This is a genomic window from Sphingobacterium suaedae, assembly GCF_042684625.1.
Classification (GTDB): domain Bacteria; phylum Bacteroidota; class Bacteroidia; order Sphingobacteriales; family Sphingobacteriaceae; genus Sphingobacterium; species Sphingobacterium suaedae.
Genome location: NZ_JBHULR010000020.1, coordinates 103,614 through 123,920, shown reverse-complemented (window position 1 = coordinate 123,920; position 20,307 = coordinate 103,614). Strand labels below are relative to the sequence as shown.

The window sequence follows — 20,307 nt, the reverse complement described above, 5'->3', positions numbered from 1 at the left end:
AGTGATTAACTGCTATCGGTTTCGGCCTGACAGCGACACGTTGCATCCAATGAATCGCCGGATATCATCCTACAGTAACGCCCCATACACGAAGTCGCCGACAACGCTGCACGAAGGCTCTCGTTTATTCGTACTTCCCTATTTTACCACGCAATAAAACGCATGAAGCGTGGAATACCAAAAAAAAAGCGTACATTTAACTACAAACAACGCTTATGGCAGCAACCGAAATCCTTTGCGAAGACGAACCGATCCATTTAATTGGCCGTATACAGCAATTCGGAAAACTTATTGTACTATCGCAGGATCTTCATATTGTGGGCATAAGCTCCAATTGTCAACAATGGCTCTCTCCTTCCATTGAACAATTTTTAGGACGTTCTATTTTTGATTTTGTCAAACATTGTTCGCCTACCGACAGCGTACCGGTGACTGAATTGGTACAACGATACGTCGAATCAACGGAGACCAAGGAGATTTTGGAAACCAACTTTCAGGATAAATTCGTGACCGTCAGGATATACCGTCAAGACGACTATATTTATCTGGAATTCGAAGAAAAAAATGCGGTATTACCACAGATACTCAACTTCTCATCGTACTCTAAACGTATTAACCGAGCGGGTATCGAATTGTGGGAGGCCTTATGTACGAACATCCGGGAGATAACGAAATACGACCGGGTCATGATTTACCAATTTCTGGAAGACGAAAGTGGTCAGGTTATAGCGGAAAGCAAAATCCCTGACGCCAGCTCCTATCATGGTTTTCGCTTCCCCGAATTCGATATACCCAAGCAAGCGCGAGCGCTATACGTTAAACATCACGCACGTCAAACATCCGATATACACGCCGAAACGTATCCGATACTCGGCAAGAAACAGTTGGAATTTGATTTATCGGGGTGCAATCTACGGGCATTGTCACCCGTGCATTTACAATATTTAGAAAATGCCGGGGCGCGTTCCAGCCTCAGTTTCTCGATTATTATAGAAGACAAGCTTTGGGGACTAGTTGCCTGTCAGCATAGTCAAGAAAGACATGTGGATCATATGGAACGAACGTTGTGTTTATTCTTGACCGAATTTACGGCAAACCGGCACCTCACATTAGTAAAAGAACGCGCGTTGGAATTCAGCAAGCGAGTTGCTGCACTAGAACTTAAAATAAAGGAAAACATCTTGCTGAACAACAATGTTTTTCAAGCATTATCGACTACGCTTCCAGATCTTCTAGAATTGGTGGAGGCTGATGGCGCCGCCATCGTGCACCCCGATCGGACCGTCGTATTCAAAACCAAGTTACACAGCAAATTGGTCAATGAACTGCATACCTATGTCAGCGCCATAACACACAAACAAGCAGTCTACCAAAACCACCAGTTCAATCAGGAACACGGTGATGCATTCGGGTTTAGCATTCCCTTTGCAGGCTTTTGTCGAATCGATATGGATGCTAGCCAAACTTTTAGCGTCTACGTCTTTCGGAATGAAGTCGTCATCGAAGAAGAATGGGCAGGCCGCCCCGAAAAGATTATGCGTTATGACGATACCCGTCAAGTTTACACGCCGTCTCCAAGACAATCATTCCAAGCTTGGAAACAGTCCGTATACGGAACGTGTATCCCCTGGAATTCCATGGAGATAAATGCATTGGAACAAGTACGACAGGTCGTTCGCGACAGTTTGCTTCAGCGGTCCGACGAACTTACGAAACTTAACGAGGAACTTATTCAACTTAACAATGCCCTCGATGCGTATTCGTATACGGTTACGCACGATTTGAGAAACCCACTGGCATCCATCAAACTGATGGCGCAATTCCTTCAGCAGAAACTAGGTTCCGAACATCCGATTGTCCTTAAGGGAACAGACAACATTCTGGATGCCGTAAGCAATATGGAAGGAATGATGAATAAGATTTTGGAATTTTCCAGGGCAAAAGTATATCAGTATACGCCCGAATGGGTGGACATGTCCCGTATCCTTGCCGACATCGTACAAAGTTGCAGCCATCGGTACCAAGTCACGCCGGATTCGATCCAGATGGGTAACCCACTCCCCGTCTTCGGCGAAAAGACGCTTCTTTATCAACTTTTCAGTAATCTAGTCAGCAATGCCGTAAAATACAGCAGCAAAGCCGAAAAACCTCAAATCCGCATCGATAGTTTCATTGAAGACGGTGCTGTCATCTACGTCATCGCCGACAATGGCATCGGTATTCACCCCAATGAACTTTCTCAGATCTATGAGGTCTTCAAACGCCTGTCCAATTCAGTCGACTTCGAGGGGGCAGGTGTAGGCATGGCGATTGTCAAACGCATTGTAGAGCGTTTGGAAGCACAGATAGACGTATCCAGCACACTCGGGGTAGGTACATCTATATATTTGTCTTTTCCAAATGCCGATATCCCGGAAGAACTACTGCAATTAAGCAGTTATTCCGAATAGGAGATCATGACAGGCTTATTACCCATACATAGACCGTCACGCAACTGCACCTCGTCCACTGTACATCTTAGGGTTTCCGTTAGCTCAGTTAATATACCCGCTTGATAATGGTATGCGATACGAGTGGAACACGCTGTGTCCAATACCCAGTCACATCGAAAACATATCCCGTATCCTCGTTCTGAATAGTAAATTCATACCGACATATCCGCTCGCCATAGGTCATACGCCCCTCCAAATCTACGCTTCCGAAAGGACGCACCGCCAACATATGTGATGATTCTGCCCCCTGCTCCGTGATATAAGGAGTCGTTGTTGTTCCTTCCGCATACGGTACAGGAGCGTGCCATACGACAGCCTCGTCTTTCATCAATTGCATCATCATCAATACTTGCTGTTCGTTGTCGATCCAATCAAATGCCCCGTAATCAGCGCTTTCAAACGTCGAGGTGCCCTCTACATCTTTGAAGATATTGGAGATACTTAAGAATTTCTCGTCGGGACTTGGATTCGTTATGGTTATCGGGATACAGCCTTCCGTGCTTTCTATAAACTTTTTTGATCCTTCTACCTCCTCGACAATTTTTTTGACGAGTTTATAACTTTTCCCCCGATATTGTGTGATGTGAATCTGATCCGTCTGCCCGTTGGCATACAATCCAATGGTAATGGACAAAGGCGTTTTCGAGAAGTTCTCTTTCATCCAAATGGATAAGCTGTCACTGTTTTCCGTTTTCCGCACGCCGATCCATCCTCCAGCCACCTCGCTGGTACCGGGCGTCATCAACGACATCTCTTTCCCGCTGCTATCCAGCAACATCTCGCCTGTTGTCGAGTTCCGAACATAATCCACCCGCCAGTCGTTCGCCAGAACAACCAATGCCTGTGCGAATCCAGAATGTGCGGTTATTTCACGGTGGCTATCAGCGATCAAAGCGACCGACTGCTCCTCTTTCGAGCAAGCCCCAAGTCCTAGCAATAACACGCTGACAACACACGTGATGATAAATCGTCGAAGTATAACAGCGGTCTTGGACACAGGCATAATCTATAATTAACAGGTCGTTCGGTTCATCTACATCCATTGAAAATGAACATCTTACTTGTAAATATATAAAAAATACAACGGATTTATGCAAGCTTTTTTAGAAAGATTCATTTGGACACCGTAAGACAGGCATGCGTGGAATTACAAGCTTGCTCTCTTCAGCATCTTGAATTCCGACACGACTCCTGTCTGGATGTCCCATACATACGCAAAACCCAAGGAATATGCCAGAGACTGGACATGCCAACGGTTCTCCCTTTCACGATGTGCCGTTGTTATAAAACCGACTAGGGCATTTTTTCCAATCTCTTCCACATCCACCTGAAAGCGTGCCAATCCATTCGAGTGGGAAAACAGCTGCCAAGCCATCTCGTCCGGGTGTATGGCGTAAGGTGTCAACGTTCCTTTAAACGAGGCTGTGTCCACATTCTCTACGATATTCCAGCTTTTTGACGGCTCTTCCTTCTCTCTAGACAGCCGTTCCAAAACAGCCCGACGTGCCTTTACAAAGGCCTTCTGATGACGCTGATAATAATCGCCTAGCTTCCTATCAACTGTATCTTGCCAAGCGTCCGCGCCATCAGTACGCAATAGGTCGAAGGAGAAGCTATTCCAACGCGTGCGTTCCAACGCCAAGTAGAGTTGCTCTAAGCCGTAAGCGGTGCGACGGTCAACGAAGGACAAATTTGCTTGCATGTAAGCGGGATCCATATAAGCGGAATAGGCTATATCCTTGACCACATGCTCACGCAGGTCAATCGTAAAACGGAATCCATAGGCCCTATTTGCCGACCAGATCTGCCATGCGGTTTCCGACAATTTTTTGGCAAAGATTTGCCGACCGAACACGTAAGCAACGTTAGATTCCAACGCACTGATTCCGAATGACTGAAATAGCTGAGGCTGCACTATTCCTTGAACAACGCCTGTGATTTCTTCCGCCTTCAAACAAGTGGAAAGTGTGACCGCCGCGTAGGTGGCATTGAGAAAAAGCTTTGCTACAAAATTCGTATCCGGGAGCGCGGTGTACGTCAGACGTGTAAGGGCTTCCGGCGGAGGCTCGAGCTCCTGTAGGTACCGTGTGCGAATCTTGATATAATTCGCTTGGTCGCTGCTTACATAATCACGTACGGGAGCGAAAAGGGCAAACTGCTGCACGGCGGAACGCGAGGTATCCGTCAATTGATCGCCCACCTTCGCTATACACGCCGCTAAAACTTCCCGGGTTTTCCGTCTTTGTTTATCCAACATACCGTCCACCTGTTGGGCATTAATCTGACCAGATACAAGCAGCAGGAATATTCCATACGGCCACCCTTTTTTTACCATAGCCACAGCCTGCAAAAATCTATCCAAAATTGGGTAGTTAGCCACATTCCCCATTAAGCCCACGAGATGCCCTTAGCAGCTAACCTGCTTAATTTGAATATAGGAATGGCCATTGTCCGACCGGACGAATTGATTAAATACCACCGTGGTTCCGTCCGGCGAGAAGGACGGGGCACCGACCAAACCATGCATTTCATCTGTTAAATAGATGTAGTTATCATTTAAATAATCAAATACAACGATTTTGTTATCAACAACAAAAACAAACAAAACACCTTCTTGATCCACATTAAACGGAGAAGATATTGACGAGGTAAGTTGTGTGACAAAGACGACTTCGCCGCTGAGCACGTCACATCGTACGATCTGATTGTACAATTGTACATCTTTCATCAACGCGAAAATATATTGGCCATCCCGACTGGAGCGGAGCCAATAGCGTAAAGTAGAGAAACCGCCGCTATGGGTCAATCGACGCTGGCGTATGCCATGTGGTACGCTTGGGCGTTCTCCCTTTCTTCCGACCGCCCCAACATCAGCTTTGATCTGTTCGACGTCTATATCCACGATAAAGATTTCGGTCACCGACGCCCCGTCTTTGTCGACCGTATTCCCCTGAAAGGCAACCGCGTAGGGAACGCAACTTCCATCAGCCTGAATGTAGCCATGTTCGCCAACCCAGCATTCATCGAACGCCTTTTGTATCTGATCGGATCCTGGTCGAGGATCTGCAACAACATCCGAAACAATCGCGGCATACATCGTTCCCCGCTGATTGCCTTTGACCTCATCCACGGACATATCGGCTTCACTGGGCACCAGCACACCGACAACACGTAAATCAGGCTCTACTTGCTCATCGTTGTACGTAAAGCTCAATAACCGCCCATCGCCGCTCCAACAATGACCATGCGTACCTCCTCGCAGGGTTCCCGCGGTATACGGTATGCTAACGTCGCGTGCGTCCAAGTAAATAGGTTGCTGAGGCTGTTCAATATCCACCGCCACACCGGTACGTCGGCCTATCGCATACGGACTGGTCTCATCTGCGTCTACTAATCCATGAATAAATACCACGCGATCCTGTGTCGGACTGAATGACGCAGCGCCTACGCCCGGCCCGAACAAGGATGGATTATCCGTCGTGTAGAGTACCCGCTCTTCGCCTGTCCGAACATGAACCATACCGATCAGCGACGTTTCACCAATCTTGGTCTCCTCATTTCGTCCGTCAAATACCAACCACTGTCCATCCTTCGAAAAAATCCGGTTATGATGCAAGGTATGTCCGTGCGGAGTGTGCGTAAGCGTCACAATGGAACGCGTAGGTTGCTTTTGTGTATCCACGAGCTTCAATTTTATTCCGGTGAAGAGCCTGCTTTTATGCCGAATGAACAGCTAGCTTCGCCAGTAGGTTTTCTGCATCTTCCAATAGACGATCCAATGCGGCGGCCACCGTACCGTCGGGCACCACACTTCCGTTTCTGCACGTCGACCCCATGTCTAGGCCCCTTTTCTGCAGCACATATTTAGCACTCGCCGGATAGGTATCGTGCATAACGTCCATATTCCTGCGGAAAAAATCCTGCACCTCCCCGACGTATTCAGCTGCTTCTGTATCATCGAAATGCGCACACAACCAAACCACCAACTCCGGAAAGTAGTTTCCCTGAATACAGGAAAGTCCGGCCGAGCCAGCACGAAGAGAATCCACTGCGTGCACCATATAAGCATCATAGAGACCGAATGACCCTTCCTCCCGTGTTGCTTCAAGTTTACGTTTTACCAAGCTGATATCCAAACAAGTATCTTTATGATAGGTAACACGACCGGTGTTCACCAATTCACCCAACAGCTGCGCAGAAATAACCCGCTTATAGGGAATGGGGCATTCGTAGAACCCAACTGGGATATTCGGCGTTAATTCCAGCAACTGAAATACGTTGTCCCGAAATTCAGCTTCCGAAGCAGATTCTGCCGCCAATAAGCCAGAAATCAGAATAACAGCAGACACCCCCGTTGCGTAAATCGCACGTACCGCTGCCGCTTGCTCCTCCACAGTCGATCCAAATGAGCCGGTCGCAACAACAGGAACCCTTCCGTCTACACGGTCCACGATATGTTGCACAGAATGCATCATCTCTTCTTTGGAGAGGAAATACATCTCGCTCGATAAACAATTGGCAAAAAGCCCACCTGCACCGCTGTCTAAATAAAAATCGATCAAACGGTCCAACGCTGGATAATCTATGGACTGATCCGGGTGGAAAGGCATGAGCATTACAGGAATAAATTTCTTTTTATCTTTCATTTTTACGTTAATTTTTCGAATGTTGGATACCCTTTACACCGGTCAGCTTGGTCCACGCTAAACCAACTAAACAAATGGTTAAGGTACCGATGACAATAATCATATTCGCGTGTAAAGGATACTTTAGGTAGTCCATTTCTGCTGGAATCAACGAGGAAAGCGACATCCATAAAATCACTAAGACGCCTACACTCACCCCCATCATCGCCGCTCCATTCGTTACTTTCTTGGAAAGAATCCCCAATAGGAACAACCCCAACATTCCCCCTGCGAAGATCCCGGATAAGGTCCACCAAATATCTAATAAGCTCTTGACACCAATCATGGCAATACCACAGCACATGCCTAAAATACCGACCAAAACCGTAGCCATATATAGGACCTTCAAGCTGTTTCTAGGTGTGCTTTTCCGATGGATATACCGTTCGTAGATATCCACGGTAAACACCGTTGCCGACGCATTCATTCCAGAACTGATGGTACTCATCGCAGCGGAAAGAATAGCCGAAACGATCAACCCCAACAATCCGGTAGGAATCATTTCGACCATAAAATGCGGCATGACTTTGTCTCCATAATCTGCCGCGGTCAACCGGTCCGCCAACGCAATAACCTGCTTATCCGTTGCCGCAAGTCCTAAGCGCTCGGCTGCCGCCTGTATTTTTAAGCCATTAATAATTTCGGGATGCGCCTCATAGTAAACGAACAAGCAACTTCCAATAAAAAAGAAAAGGAGCGATACCGGAACGTAGATCCACACACAGAGCCATACCGACTTATTGGCTTCTCGTGCCGATGTCGCCGTATGGTAACGTTGCACATAATTTTGATCCATCCCAAAATTGTTCAGGTTGATAAAAAAGCCATACAACAGCACCACCCAAAAACTAGAATGCACAAAATCAAGCTGGAAAGTTCCCAGGCTGAATTTATCCACCGTATTTGCTTGCGAAATTATTTCCGGGATACCACCGGGCACTTCCCGTACGACTAAATAAATGATGATCAAGGCACCGACCGTTTTAAGGATGCCTTGCACCACTTCCGTCCATATAACCGCTTCAATGCCCCCCATAACCGTATAAACGACAATACATATCCCCGTTACGACCATGATCACTTCCATACCATATCCGGTCAACGCTTGTAGCGTAAGCGAGATACCGAAAAAAATAGAGCCTATACGTGCAAGTTGCGTCAATAAAAAGCAAGCCACCGCATAGGTACGGGCCCACGTACCAAAGCGCCTTTCCAGGTTCGTGTAAGCCGACACCTCCCCTGTACTTCGGTAGAAGGGTACAAAATACGTTGTAGCCAACCAGGCGGCTAGCGGCATGGATAAGCTAAAGACAAAGGCGTTCCAATTTCCACCATAGGCTTTTCCCGGAACACCGAGAAATGTATTTGAACTTAAAAACGTCGCGTAGATGGAAATACCGATTGCCCACCCCGGAATACGCCCCCCGGCACGTGTGTACTCATCTGCCGACTTGTTGCGTCTCGCAAAATAAACGCCGACCAGCACCATGCCCACCAAATAGGCTACAATAATCAGGACATCAATGACAGGCAAATTTTTCATAGCCCCAATGCTTCACCACAGATATGCACCTGAACGCCCAAAGCATTTAAAACACCAGCTTTGGTTCGCATCACCGACTGCAGATCGTGCGATTCTGCAACGTAAACCACCTGTATATGATTCGCTTTATGCTGGCTCATCATCTGATCTCGGGATACGCCGTCTAACACCGCGTGCATGATCGGCCATTCCGGATTGGTCATCTGCCATCTCCGTTCTGTTTCTTCCTGCGGAAGTTCCACCACTTTCCCTGTTCCAATATCGCAATGTACGGCATCGTCCTGAATGTAAACACGGCTCCAAACGATTCTACCGGGCTTGCTAATGCCGCGTAACGTGCCTCCTCCCTGTTTAAAAAACATAGGTGGCTGCCGCAAACTTTCTGCACCGTGATATCCTCCCCTAAAATGCGAAGCTGGCGCAGCGCCGGAGATCAAGAATACCCAAACAAACTCGTTCCGTCCATCGATAAGAAAATCTTCGCCAAAGCGCAAATCGTGTAAGGTATTGTCTCCCTCGAGGCCAAGCGTTCTCCACAAGTGATAGGTAACGTATCCGTCGACAGCCGCACATTCGTCGACTTCATTGAAATGCGGCAAGGCTTCGTCCGGATATAGCTCTTTACCGCGTTCGTCGAACACCGGCGGACGATGGGTGTTATTTAAAAGTCCTTCCACCAGATCGCTCGCTGGCGTAAGCTCTTTTAACCCTTGCTGATACTGTATTCCCACGGTGTTGCAACCAAATTCGTCGGCCAACCGCAGAACAGCAATATACATCTTACATTGCTCGAGCGTTTGTCGTCTTGTCAACTCGGTGTCCTCTGCCTGTCCCCAATGGAATGTCATACCTTCACGTAATAACCACTGTACCACCTGCTCGGCCTCTTCGTCGGAAACCGTTAACATCTTTGCATATAAGGTCGACTGACTCAGCCGCTCTTTAAAAAAATAAAGCGGATGCAAAAGATGATCTGGAAAAATAGCATTGAACATGCCCATACAACCTTCATCAAACACCCCCATGACCACTTTATCCCGTTTTAGCTTCGCTAAAAATACGTCGATGGTTTGCTGTTCCGTTGGTGTTAGCGCCGCGGTATTAAAGTGGCGCACATGAGAACGATCATGGACAATTGTTCCGGTTTCCAACCATTGCTGCAACCCTCGCTCGAAAAAGTCGTCCGTAAAATCTACACTCCACAGAAAACTATGTGCCACACCGGCCTTAACCATAGAGCCAACCAAATTTAACGCACCGACGAGCCCCGGGTATGTTCCATCCCAATTGGCCACTAATAGAATGGGGCCGCGATGACTTAACAAACCGGCTAGAACGTGATGACTATATTGCCAAACACTCTCGGCTATCACCAATGGAGCGTCCGGATTTATTCCTTTAAACACTTCAATGCCGTAAAATTGGTAGTCGATGAAACCATGACCTTTTTCGGGACGCTCGTGATGGGCGCGGTTTATCTTCCACCCTTGCCGTTCGAATGCTTTCGTTAGCTGCCCTTCCATCGCCTGCTGCGCTGCCCAGCAACTTAAGTTTGCTGATGGCCGCAAATCACCGCTAGATACAAGGAAGGCTGTTTGATTTTCCATTTGCTTTCTGATTTATATTTGGTACACAAATATGCAACAGAAAGGAGGAGCATTTCCCGCATAACTTTTCCAAAAAATCCAACATCTTGTCATAAATAGTGCACTCACCACTCCCATCTCGCTTATATCGTATAGGTGAGCATGCGAACACCTCGACGTAGACCCGAGGTGTTTAATTTGGAGTCGCGCTTAAAAGCCTAGACACGACGATCCGTATCATGCGTGCCGCCGTGATCAGCGGCGGCACAGATATACTGAAAAGCCTAAAAGCAGAGCCGTAACAATCACCTGGAGATTATCACCTAAGATAGTTAGCGGATCACATGCAGCACATCAATCATTTCTTGGACATCCCGTTCCACAGATTCGTACGGAAAGTGATAGCAGAGGTGTACCGACTTGCCGGTTGCTAATGCATATAATTCTACCAGATCTTTATTTTGCTGCGCGTACGCTTCCATTTTTTCCGCGGCCTCAATCAGCAACGTTACCGATCCTTGTTTACGTTTCCTGCCCGATTTAGATTTTGCATAGATAAATGTTTCTCCGATGATGGTTGGCAGGACCTGTTTCTCCAAAAATTGCAAGTGTCTTCGCGCCCGTTCTCTATTCATAGCAGCAATATAGTTATTTAATCAACGTGCTCCCTGTATTATCCGATATATTCCTCCAACATGCGTCCCTTTATCTCCAGCCCATGCCGCAGCCGTGCTCGTTTTCATGTACAGGCGCACCATGTCACGTAATGGCCCCGCGGACTCCGTACATGCTATTTAGTGCACTATTCCTCAGACAGAAGCCTACCTACATCTATTTTCTAGGCAGAAAATATAACCAGATGGCGCCAGATAAAAACAACACCAGTGATGCAAAGAAGGTGCTATATGCTACTTCTGGATAACCGTCTAGCGCGTTATTGAGTGCCGTATACAACAACCATATCTGTATCAGTAGGTTGACCAGCAGCACCACGATCAGTGTCGACATGATCATCGTCTTTTTCTTGGGGTGCGCTTGCTCTTGTCCTGTTCTAAAATTACTCATCCCTGTTCCTTTCTCGGTTGTTGCACAAATATATCTTCCCCTTCAATGATTACATCGAGCCTCTTCAACGGTCTGGGAGGAGGACCCTGCAGCACTTCGCCAGTCTGCACGTCGAACCAGCCGTTGTGGCACGGGCACTCTATTTTACCGGTTCCCGGTTTATAATAGACCGCACAAGACAAATGCGTACATTTCTGCTCGTACGAAAAATACTGACCGTCTTCGGTATGTATCAAAATATAGGGAATACTGCTATGCTCCAAAACAAACGATTTTGTGCCGCCAACAGGAATATCCCGGATCGTACACACCTGCTGTTTCGTTTGCACCTCATTGTCCTTGGAAAAAAAAGCCCGTGCCGCAATGGCGCCGTTTCCGACGACCATTCCCCCCGATACCACGGCCAAGATACGGGCAAAATCCCGTCGAGTTACCTGGTTTGCGTCGGATCGGTTGATCGGAAAGTCCCGTTTCCAGTGTTTATCCTCATTACTCATAATCAAAGAAATAATACGCATTGCTTACAATACCCGAAGTTCTTCACTTCCTTTTGGCATCATGATATTCACCTTCGTTTTTACCGTCTCCCTTCCAAACAGGAACGTGTTCACCGGACTAGAATTTGGACGTTTTGCAGCGATCTCTTCCCGAGTCCCATAAAAGAGTGCACCACTTGGGCATACCGTCGCACACATAGGCTTTTTACCCACACTTGTGCGGTCATAGCACATATTACACTTCATCATCAGGTCGTAAGATTCCATTTTTTTAGGCACCCCAAAGGGGCACGCCACCACACAATTTGAACAACCGATACACCGGGAGGTATTCGCGGTATGTACTACACCAAATTCATCTTTACTGATTGCATCCGCTGGGCATACATTCGCACATACCGGATCTTCACAATGCATACATACCTGAACGGTAGTCTGTATGCTGGCACTTCGGTTCACGTAATTCACGTGGATCATAGACTCCTGTCCATTGGTTTCACATTCGGCACAGGCCGCTTCGCAAGCGCGGCAACCTATACAGCGCTGCATATCCACGAAAAATTCTTCTTGCAAATTGTAGTACGGGATCATATGTTCGTTATTTAGCTGTTAAACACTTTTATAATCGATTGCTTCCTTCGTCACGTCCGCAATTTTGCCCGTCGGCACCAATCGACAGGCACTCACTTTAAATTCTGGAATTTTAGATATCGGGTCCAGAAAACCACTGGTCAGTTGGTTCGCCGACTTCCTGCCGGGCCAGTGGTACGGAATGAAGACCGTATCCTCCCGAATGGTTTCCACAATATTGGCCGGAAAGGTAGCCTCCCCCCTTTTTGTGATTACCTGTACCTCTTCATGCTGTTGTATCCCCAGCTTATCCGCCAGCATCGGATGGATCTCCAGAAATGGTTGGGCAAACTGTTGCACCAGTTTGCCAATGCGCCGGGTCTGCGTTCCACTCAAATATTGCGATACCACCCGACCGGTTGTCAGAATCACTGGATAAGCATCGTCGGTCGGATCCATGCTGGGATGGTATTGTACAGGGTTAAAATGAGCCCGTCCATCGGGAGTCTTAAACTTGCGGTCTTCCCAAAGACGCGGTGTACCAGGATGGTCTAAGTCGGGACATGGCCAAAAAACGCCCATATTTTTTTCGATTTTCTCGTAAGTGATACCGTAGTAATCCGCTGTTCCCCCTTTCGAGGCCACGCGCAACTCATTAAACACGGCCTCACTGTCTGCAAACGCAAACTTATCGCCCGCTCCCAGCCTTCGCGCAAGTTCCATAAGGATATCCGAGTCCGCTCGAGCTTGTCCGGGCGGTTCAACCACCTTTCGGATCCGCACCACACGTCCTTCCGCCGTAGTCACTGTACCCTCTTCCTCTTCGTGTAAAGATCCGGGCAGTATCACATCACAATGCCGCATGGTTTCGCTCATAAAAAAGTCTATGCCAACGTAAAACTCCAGTTTCTCCAGCGCCTCACGGACATAGTTGTTGTTCGGCAGGGACACGAGCGGATTGAAACAAATAGAGATTAACCCCTTGATTTCATTCCGGTGAATCGCCTCAATAATTTCGTAAGCAGAGAGTCCTTTACCCGGCAGGTCCTTCTCGTCGATCCCCCAAACATCCGCTATGTACTGGCGATGCTCCGGATTTTCGATATCCCGGTTTCCAGGCAGTTGATCACATTTATGCCCGTGCTCTCTACCGCCCTGTCCGTTTCCTTGTCCGGTAATTGTTCCATAACCGCAATAAGGTCTTCCAATCCGGCCAGAAGCCAGCACTATATTGATACAGCTCAATACATTCTCTACACCTTTCGTATGGTGCTCTATACCACGAGCGTGCAACAGGAATGATGTAGATGCTTTCCCCCAAAGTTTGGCGGCTGCTTCGATCTTTTCCTTCTTCGCACCTGTGATTTCGGCCCCCCACTCCAAGGTATAGTCCTTCACCGCGGCAATTGTCTCTTCAAAACCCGAAGTATGATTGGCAATGAACGCATGGTCCAGCATGTCATGCTGGACCATATAATTCAAGATCGTCCCGAAAAGAGCCGAGTCCGTTCCCGGACGAATATCCAAATGGATATCTGCAGTCCGTGCTAGCGGGATCATCCGCGGATCCACTACAATAATTTTGGCGCCGTTGTCCCTCGCCTGCCACAGCCAATAGGTTAGCGTTGGGAATGTTTCCGATACGTTGGCACCAGTCACGATAATCACTTCGGCATGCGCCAAATCCGTATAATTATTGGACGTGCGGTCAAGCCCGAATGCCTTTTTGTTACCGGCTCCGGCCGATACCATACACAGACGTCCATTGTAGTCCAAATTTTTTGTACGCAATGCCGTTCGGGCAAATTTACCCACCATATACGATTTTTCATTCGTCAAGGATACCCCAGACAGCATCGCGAAGGCGTCACGTCCGTAAGTCGCCTGGATCCGTTGTATTTCTGCTACCGTATGTTCCATCGCATCATCCCAAGAGCTAGGCACGTAACCCACCCCCATTTTGTTCAGCAGTGGTGTCGTCAAACGGTCAGGATGGTTGTCCTGCATATACCGCTGTACACCTTTGGGACATAACCGTCCTTCGTTGAATGGGAATTCCATCCACGGCTCAAAGCCCACTACCCGATTATCTTTTGCAAGCAGTTTTATACCGCATTGCATTCCACAAAAGCAACAGTGCGTTTCTACCACGCGATCAGGTTCGTCCCGTCCCACGATGCCCTCGGGTTCCGGAAAATGAAGTGTCGGACCAAATTGGTCGATGATCTGCTGTACAGGTAGGGGTAGTTTTGCCATGAAAATGGATATCTAAATGTCTCTAAATCGCCGTATGTTAACCAAAAAATTCGCCCGAGGCCTCCCTTGCTTTCAAATGCGCAATGGCCAACAGGTCACGCTTACCCTCCGGACTATAATCCAAAATCGAGTCGCCCGATTCGTTTTCCAAGTCAAACCCCGTTTCTTTGGTTATTTTTTTTAAGTCGTTCACATGCAACTGCGTAGTATATTCTTTGCCTGTCCATTTGCACACCTGCATACCTTTCGCTTTTCCAGCTTCCTTATAAATATGCGCACCAATCTGGGCCGGTCGTTGTATAATATGGAAAAACTTGCCAAAAGGCATCCAGATCAAAAACACAATCACAAAAAATGCATGGGTCACCGCCATAAACGCATACGCCCTGCCCTGCATAAATTCGTAGTCCAGTGTCAGCCCCAATCCGGTCAAGGATACAAGTATAAGTAACAAAAGAGGCAAGATATCACCTTCGAATGTCTGCGTAGCAATCAGCCCCGGTTGCCGCAATCGTTTTTGTAAAAAATACGTCGCACCGATAATGACGAGCAACGAACACCAATTCAGCGCCCCAAACGTGAAAAAACCGATAATAGATTTCACGGGAAAGTCCATGACCGCAAAACCGAAAAAATGAGCCGTGTATATTTCCGGAGCAGACGGATCGAGTCCCGAATCAGGCACCAGTGTAAAATGTATCCATCCAAAGGTTAACGGGATCGTGATGGCAAACGCCATTGTACAGCCGACCGCCATCAGGAAGTGCGCGATGCCTCGCTTCGGCCCACGTCTGAAAATAAATCGTTGAAACACAATATGACGCACAAAATCCGTACAGGTGTACCCTACAAAACGCGCCCCTTCCTTCGAAAAGAGTGTCCGGAAACTACTCATAAAATACACGCGGGTAGGTGGGCGCTGTATCCAGACCGTATAACGGTACACAATACCAAACACGGCGAACAATGTACCAAAAAGATAGGCCACTAGCGCAGCATCGAAATTTTGCAACCTTCTCGAGCCGACGAGGATCAACATCAACGTAAATAGCGTCGCCGCTAAGGCAATCGAAAAGGCTTTGCCATCTATGAGTTTCGAGGTAGACATGGCATTAAGTATTAGGTTTTCACGTTATCTTATCTATACATACAACACGTAGATTGGCCTTCCGGTTTTACTTTTTTGCGATCTTTTTCAAGCGCAGCACATGTACTCGATCACTCACGGTTTCGGCATCCTATGCTGTATAAAAATACGGTAAGCTTGCCGGATAAATCCGATCATCACAGCCGCCCAAGCGAACAACGCTACATATATAAATCCAGTAGGTACTATTTTCAAAAACGAAATCTGAAGCGCTTCACTCAGACGCCATGTACTCACCACATACATGCCCAAGGGAAATACCATCGCCCAGTACGTTGGATCATACCCATCAGCTGTGGTCGGCACCTTCACTTTTTTGATCAGGTGTCGCCAAGCCCCTAACAAGAGTAACAAAGGAATCCACCACGTCCCTGCCGCCCAAAATAACAACACAAATCCCTTTAGGAACGGCCTCACTTCATGGAGAAAATAAATATCCTGCCCATGCAGGATCAACAGCGACCCCGATAGCGTGGAAATCGCAGTTGCCCCCATATTGATCCAATAAGGCGCTCCAAATTCCATGGCATTTAAGGGGAAAAACGAGATCCGATAGATGATCAAAGACATGAAATAGATATAAAAAACGCAGCCAAGCAAAAACAGACACAGCGCCACAAACAAATACACCTCTGCCTTTCGATCCAAATGTTCCCAAATCAGGGAAATCAGTCCCGACAGCCCTTGTATTGATACGATAATGACAAGCCACGTGCCGTTGATCCCGTCTTTCAGTGGCTTCTTATCGTCGGTCACGGTAATGTTAAAGAAAAAACCGTAACCAATCACAAACCAAAAGAGCGTGGCCAACGCAAGCATGCTGACCGCCATCCCGATATAGCCACCAAAAAGTACGAATTGATTGCCAATAATGCATAATGCCGCTACCAAGGTAAAAAAGCCCGGCCCCCGCTGATAGCTCTTAAAGTCTTTGATCAGCTCTTTCCGGTACACGACAAATCGATATAAAAAGGCTCCCAGCAGTCCAGTTGCAAAAATCAAATTGACGTAAAACAACAACTGTCCCAACAGGCTAAACCCCACCAGAAGGCAAGCGATCGATATAATACCCGTGGCCATCACCATAGCAAAATAAGCGGGCAGCAGAACTTTTATCCGTTGTTGTAGTGCGTTCATCGTTAGTGTTCTCTAAGCAACATAGGTATAGATGGTTAATACTATACGAATATAACATATAAAAAAAGCAATAGTTGTACGTTTTTAGAAATAAATCCAGCATAATCGTAGCGACATTTTTGGTCTTGCATCAAAATACCTAATCTAACGTCAATCAGCAAGTTAGCTCAATATGTCAACATATTGTATATGATTGGCAGCACCCATTTTTTAGCGATTGTTTGGCGATTTACCGATCTTTACCCACAGAATGCGTCCGGTTAGCAATCCGGCCATCACATCGTATGCACAAACTAACGACATGAAAATGGCAGATATGATTCACGGCATGCTTGTTCTCTTAGGATTGATCTTACTGGTTTTCGGTGTACGCCTGTTCGCGACATCACGGCAGTTCCTAAAAAACGGCATAAAAACCCATGCAGTGGTTCGAGACAATTTATCGTTCGAGTCAAACAGTAGAAATAGCACATCAATCCTATATGCTCCCTTACTGGCCTACGAGGTCAACGGCAAAGAAACCACCTACGTTCCCAATGCGCGTTCTAACCCACCTGCGTATGCAATCGGAGAACACATCGCTATTGTCTATAGCCCAAGAAATCCACAACATGCACGGATTATTTCCTTTTGGGGCATCTATCTGGGGAGCAATATTTTGTTCATCCTCGGATGGCCTATGTTTCTTTTAGGCGCTGGATACTTCCTGTTCAAATATGGATGGCTTTAATCATACAAACAGATACCATGTCGGAATATAACACACTTTATGTTTCTGTACAGATCGCCGCGGATAGCCTGCAGCGGTTTTTTCAAGAAAGACCGAATCTTCATTCCCTCTCCGGCCCCTGGCTGGAATGGTGGCAAACCCGGGAAATGTACGGAAAGCGTGATCTCGATCGCATACCTGCGTACAATACGCCCACACGCCGAGCCGTATTCGATCAGTTGCTCAACGACCCGCGCAACGGATGCCTCGAGCGTTACGATTCCACCAGGGCACAGTGGATATTCGCTGTCCTGTTCTTCAGCGAGAACTACACGGAAATAATACCCATGCTTGCCCTTCTGCACGACCTTGCTGCCTATCAAGCAACGTCCGACACCGGTCTCGCTATACTTTATGATTTTTATTGGGATAATCGCACCGTCATGGCTTATTTGAGTTTTTACGACCAGCAGGCCGTGCTGCAGCCCTATCAGTTGCTCCTAGAGGTAGATCCGGCGGTGTTGGCACCGATCGAACGGGATCTGACGCGAGCCATAGAGATCTTACGACAGCAAAACGAGCAATAGCCACGACAAAAGCAACGCAATGAAAACAAAAAAAATCATGGGAATATTCATCTTGGTCATTATCGGCGGAGCTGGCCTTTTTCTTCTCCTTCTTTTTGTCACCACAAAAACAAAATCCAGCCGGTTGGACACCTACCCGCCTTTCGATACCTGGGTGGGAAAAACCGTATCCCTAACCCGGGATGTCGTTCTGTTTCAAGAGCAAAACGAAGCAATCCCGAACAGCGCATATTCTTATCTGCTATCCGACAGCCTTCATCCCAACTGGCCATCCCTTGCAGAGGGGCAGGCGAGCGGCAGCTTCGACCTCCAACAGATACTATCCTTCCCTGCTGGCACGCTCCTTACGCTCGAAAAAGCGATACAGTATACAAATGGCGTCTCTGGTTTTTCCACGCCGATTCTTTTCGGTCACCTAACCGGATCCGACGGCCACGTCTATCCGATCTATTATCCCTGGGGCAGCATGAATATGGAGAAGCGGTTCGACAACGTGGACGCGTGCTGGAAATTCCATCAGGCACCTTGGCAAAAAGCTGCAGATTCTACTTTTTATGCGCTACCCGATGCTAAATTTTGGTGATACACCTCGAACTGATGGTATAATGAAACTACCCATTACCCTTCAGTAGGATGTCATAGCCACCCCGTCCCCATGCATCCTATTCGACAGGATAAAAATTCTACAAATTGAGAAAATATAGTATCTTTGCGCCTCAAATCAATTTGTTATTATGAAGAAATTATTAACCGTCCTGCTTGCCGCAGGTTATTTTTGTTGTACCTATGCACAACAGTCGAAGGTATTGGTCGAGATAGGCGGGGCCTATCGGAACACGTCGACGAGTAATATAGTCAACGAGAACACCACAAATAGTTCAACGTTCAAAACGCCGAAGCTTCATACGCAAGTAGGTATAGGCGTTTCATCACACGCATTTCTCGGTTTCAGCTATCGCTTCAGTAAGGCCGCACAGACCCAATTGCAAGAGACAGTATACGACCAGTATAACACAATCGAGCGCAACAAAAACAAATTCTCCGAAAAAATCAATGGCTTTGGCGCCTTCTATCGGTATTATGTGCGTCCGTTCGGTGAGAGCCGTTGGAATGCCTTCGCAGAATTAAATCCAAGCTATCAAAAAATACAATTCAGCAGCGATATTCGCCGGGAATACCAATCGAATGATGGAGGATCGAACAGCCTTTCGAACACAGTCACTACCTGGAAAACAGATCAGAAAGCCTTGGACGTAGATGTAAAAATCGGGGCCTCTTATCGTATTGCCAAACGCGTTCACGCCCAGTTTACACTGCATTCGCTGGCCAACTTGCACAACAAGTTTGCCAATAAAGATTATGCCGGCGACGAGCACAAAACCTCGTTTCAACTCTTCGTCAGTCCGTTGTCCAACTCCTTTATCTCGTTTCTTTACAGCCTATAGCATGCAAAAGAGTTACTATCTCCTTCTGCTCGTCGCTCTTTTCTCCGGTGGAGTAGCACGTGCACAGTACAAAAAAATTGTTTTTTCTACGGATGTTAGCCTTTCCAAAAACATGGTTCAACCCGGATTGATAACCAACGGCACCAATATGATAGATAACAAAAACATACAGTTAACACCTCGGTTTGCTTACCGTTTTCACAAGCGGTTTAGTCTTGGAGCCCTTTATCAGTATGGACGGTCTGACCAAAAATACACAAGCCAAATCGACTTTAGTGATCAAACCATTATCTTCGAAGCTCAGACCAAAACGATGACACATCATGTTGGCCTTTTTCTGCAATCTGCGGTGTACGATAGCGAAAAATTCGCCCTATTTCTCGAAGCAGATGCGCGAAAAGGTGGAACGAAAACGGAAGTGGTTATAGCGAATAATGCTACCATACAAAATCCGTTCGCCAACCATAAACAATTCTTATCTGGGTTACATCTAGGTGGCCGCTACCAATTCTTAAAGGGATTGGGAATAGAAGCACGTATAAACCAGTTGGTTCAATATACGCACACGAACGATAAAGAAACGAGTCT

Annotated in this window: 19 protein-coding genes; 6 read left to right on the top strand and 13 right to left on the bottom strand. The window is 47.1% G+C overall.

Going from position 1 to position 20,307, the window contains the following annotated elements:
- The first annotated feature begins 215 nt into the window (after positions 1-215).
- On the top strand, positions 216-2,450 hold the full coding sequence (locus ACFSR5_RS18745) for an ATP-binding protein (protein ID WP_380906006.1): 2,235 nt from the start codon (positions 216-218) through the stop codon (positions 2,448-2,450).
- 88 nt (positions 2,451-2,538) lie between these two features.
- Here the strand turns inward: ACFSR5_RS18745 and ACFSR5_RS18740 are convergent, their stop codons facing one another.
- The 13 genes from ACFSR5_RS18740 to ACFSR5_RS18680 form a co-directional block, all read right to left on the bottom strand.
- On the bottom strand, positions 2,539-3,489 hold the full coding sequence (locus tag ACFSR5_RS18740) for a hypothetical protein (RefSeq protein ID WP_380906005.1): 951 nt from the start codon (positions 3,487-3,489) through the stop codon (positions 2,539-2,541).
- Between the two features lie 150 nt (positions 3,490-3,639).
- Positions 3,640-4,854, bottom strand: a complete 1,215-nt coding sequence (locus tag ACFSR5_RS18735) for a hypothetical protein (RefSeq protein WP_380906004.1) — start codon at positions 4,852-4,854, stop codon at positions 3,640-3,642.
- Between the two features lie 45 nt (positions 4,855-4,899).
- Entirely contained in the window at positions 4,900-6,174 is a 1,275-nt protein-coding gene (locus tag ACFSR5_RS18730) for a DUF3748 domain-containing protein (protein WP_380906003.1), read from the bottom strand.
- A 34-nt stretch (positions 6,175-6,208) separates the two neighbouring features.
- Positions 6,209-7,138, bottom strand: coding sequence for a dihydrodipicolinate synthase family protein (locus ACFSR5_RS18725; RefSeq protein ID WP_380906002.1), 930 nt, complete (start codon positions 7,136-7,138; stop codon positions 6,209-6,211).
- Between the two features lie 7 nt (positions 7,139-7,145).
- On the bottom strand, positions 7,146-8,720 hold the full coding sequence (locus tag ACFSR5_RS18720; protein WP_380906001.1) for a sodium:solute symporter: 1,575 nt from the start codon (positions 8,718-8,720) through the stop codon (positions 7,146-7,148).
- Positions 8,717-10,327 (bottom strand): fucose isomerase, encoded by a 1,611-nt coding sequence (locus tag ACFSR5_RS18715; RefSeq protein ID WP_380906000.1) that lies wholly within the window; start codon positions 10,325-10,327, stop codon positions 8,717-8,719. Before ACFSR5_RS18715 ends, ACFSR5_RS18720 begins: the two co-directional genes overlap by 4 nt.
- 311 nt (positions 10,328-10,638) lie before the next feature.
- Positions 10,639-10,941, bottom strand: coding sequence for a hypothetical protein (locus tag ACFSR5_RS18710; protein ID WP_380905999.1), 303 nt, complete (start codon positions 10,939-10,941; stop codon positions 10,639-10,641).
- Between the two features lie 196 nt (positions 10,942-11,137).
- Positions 11,138-11,371 (bottom strand): DUF6755 family protein, encoded by a 234-nt coding sequence (locus ACFSR5_RS18705; RefSeq protein ID WP_380905998.1) that lies wholly within the window; start codon positions 11,369-11,371, stop codon positions 11,138-11,140.
- On the bottom strand, positions 11,368-11,889 hold the full coding sequence (locus ACFSR5_RS18700) for a QcrA and Rieske domain-containing protein (protein WP_380905997.1): 522 nt from the start codon (positions 11,887-11,889) through the stop codon (positions 11,368-11,370). The genes ACFSR5_RS18705 and ACFSR5_RS18700 overlap by 4 nt, the downstream gene beginning before the upstream one ends.
- Positions 11,890-11,892: 3 nt before the next feature.
- Positions 11,893-12,459, bottom strand: a complete 567-nt coding sequence (locus tag ACFSR5_RS18695) for a 4Fe-4S dicluster domain-containing protein (RefSeq protein WP_380905996.1) — start codon at positions 12,457-12,459, stop codon at positions 11,893-11,895.
- A gap of 18 nt (positions 12,460-12,477) precedes the next feature.
- A complete protein-coding gene (locus ACFSR5_RS18690; RefSeq protein ID WP_380905995.1) occupies positions 12,478-14,694 on the bottom strand; it encodes a molybdopterin oxidoreductase family protein in 2,217 nt (738 codons plus the stop codon).
- Between the two features lie 37 nt (positions 14,695-14,731).
- Complete coding sequence (locus ACFSR5_RS18685) at positions 14,732-15,802, bottom strand: MFS transporter (RefSeq protein ID WP_380905994.1); 1,071 nt, start codon at positions 15,800-15,802, stop codon at positions 14,732-14,734.
- 114 nt (positions 15,803-15,916) lie between these two features.
- A complete protein-coding gene (locus ACFSR5_RS18680; RefSeq protein ID WP_380905993.1) occupies positions 15,917-16,978 on the bottom strand; it encodes a tellurite resistance/C4-dicarboxylate transporter family protein in 1,062 nt (353 codons plus the stop codon).
- A gap of 301 nt (positions 16,979-17,279) precedes the next feature.
- Between ACFSR5_RS18680 and ACFSR5_RS18675 the strand changes: the two genes are divergently transcribed.
- From ACFSR5_RS18675 to ACFSR5_RS18655, 5 genes are all read left to right on the top strand, one after another.
- Entirely contained in the window at positions 17,280-17,708 is a 429-nt protein-coding gene (locus ACFSR5_RS18675; protein WP_380905992.1) for a DUF3592 domain-containing protein, read from the top strand.
- Complete coding sequence (locus ACFSR5_RS18670) at positions 17,699-18,274, top strand: hypothetical protein (RefSeq protein ID WP_380905991.1); 576 nt, start codon at positions 17,699-17,701, stop codon at positions 18,272-18,274. Before ACFSR5_RS18675 ends, ACFSR5_RS18670 begins: the two co-directional genes overlap by 10 nt.
- Positions 18,275-18,293: 19 nt before the next feature.
- Complete coding sequence (locus ACFSR5_RS18665; protein ID WP_380905990.1) at positions 18,294-18,857, top strand: hypothetical protein; 564 nt, start codon at positions 18,294-18,296, stop codon at positions 18,855-18,857.
- Between the two features lie 151 nt (positions 18,858-19,008).
- Positions 19,009-19,719 carry a hypothetical protein gene (locus tag ACFSR5_RS18660; protein ID WP_380905989.1) on the top strand — a complete coding sequence of 237 codons (711 nt, stop codon included), beginning with the start codon at positions 19,009-19,011 and terminating at the stop codon, positions 19,717-19,719.
- Position 19,720: 1 nt separating this feature from the next.
- On the top strand, positions 19,721-20,307 hold a 587-nt coding region (locus ACFSR5_RS18655; protein WP_380905988.1), incomplete at its 3' end, for a hypothetical protein.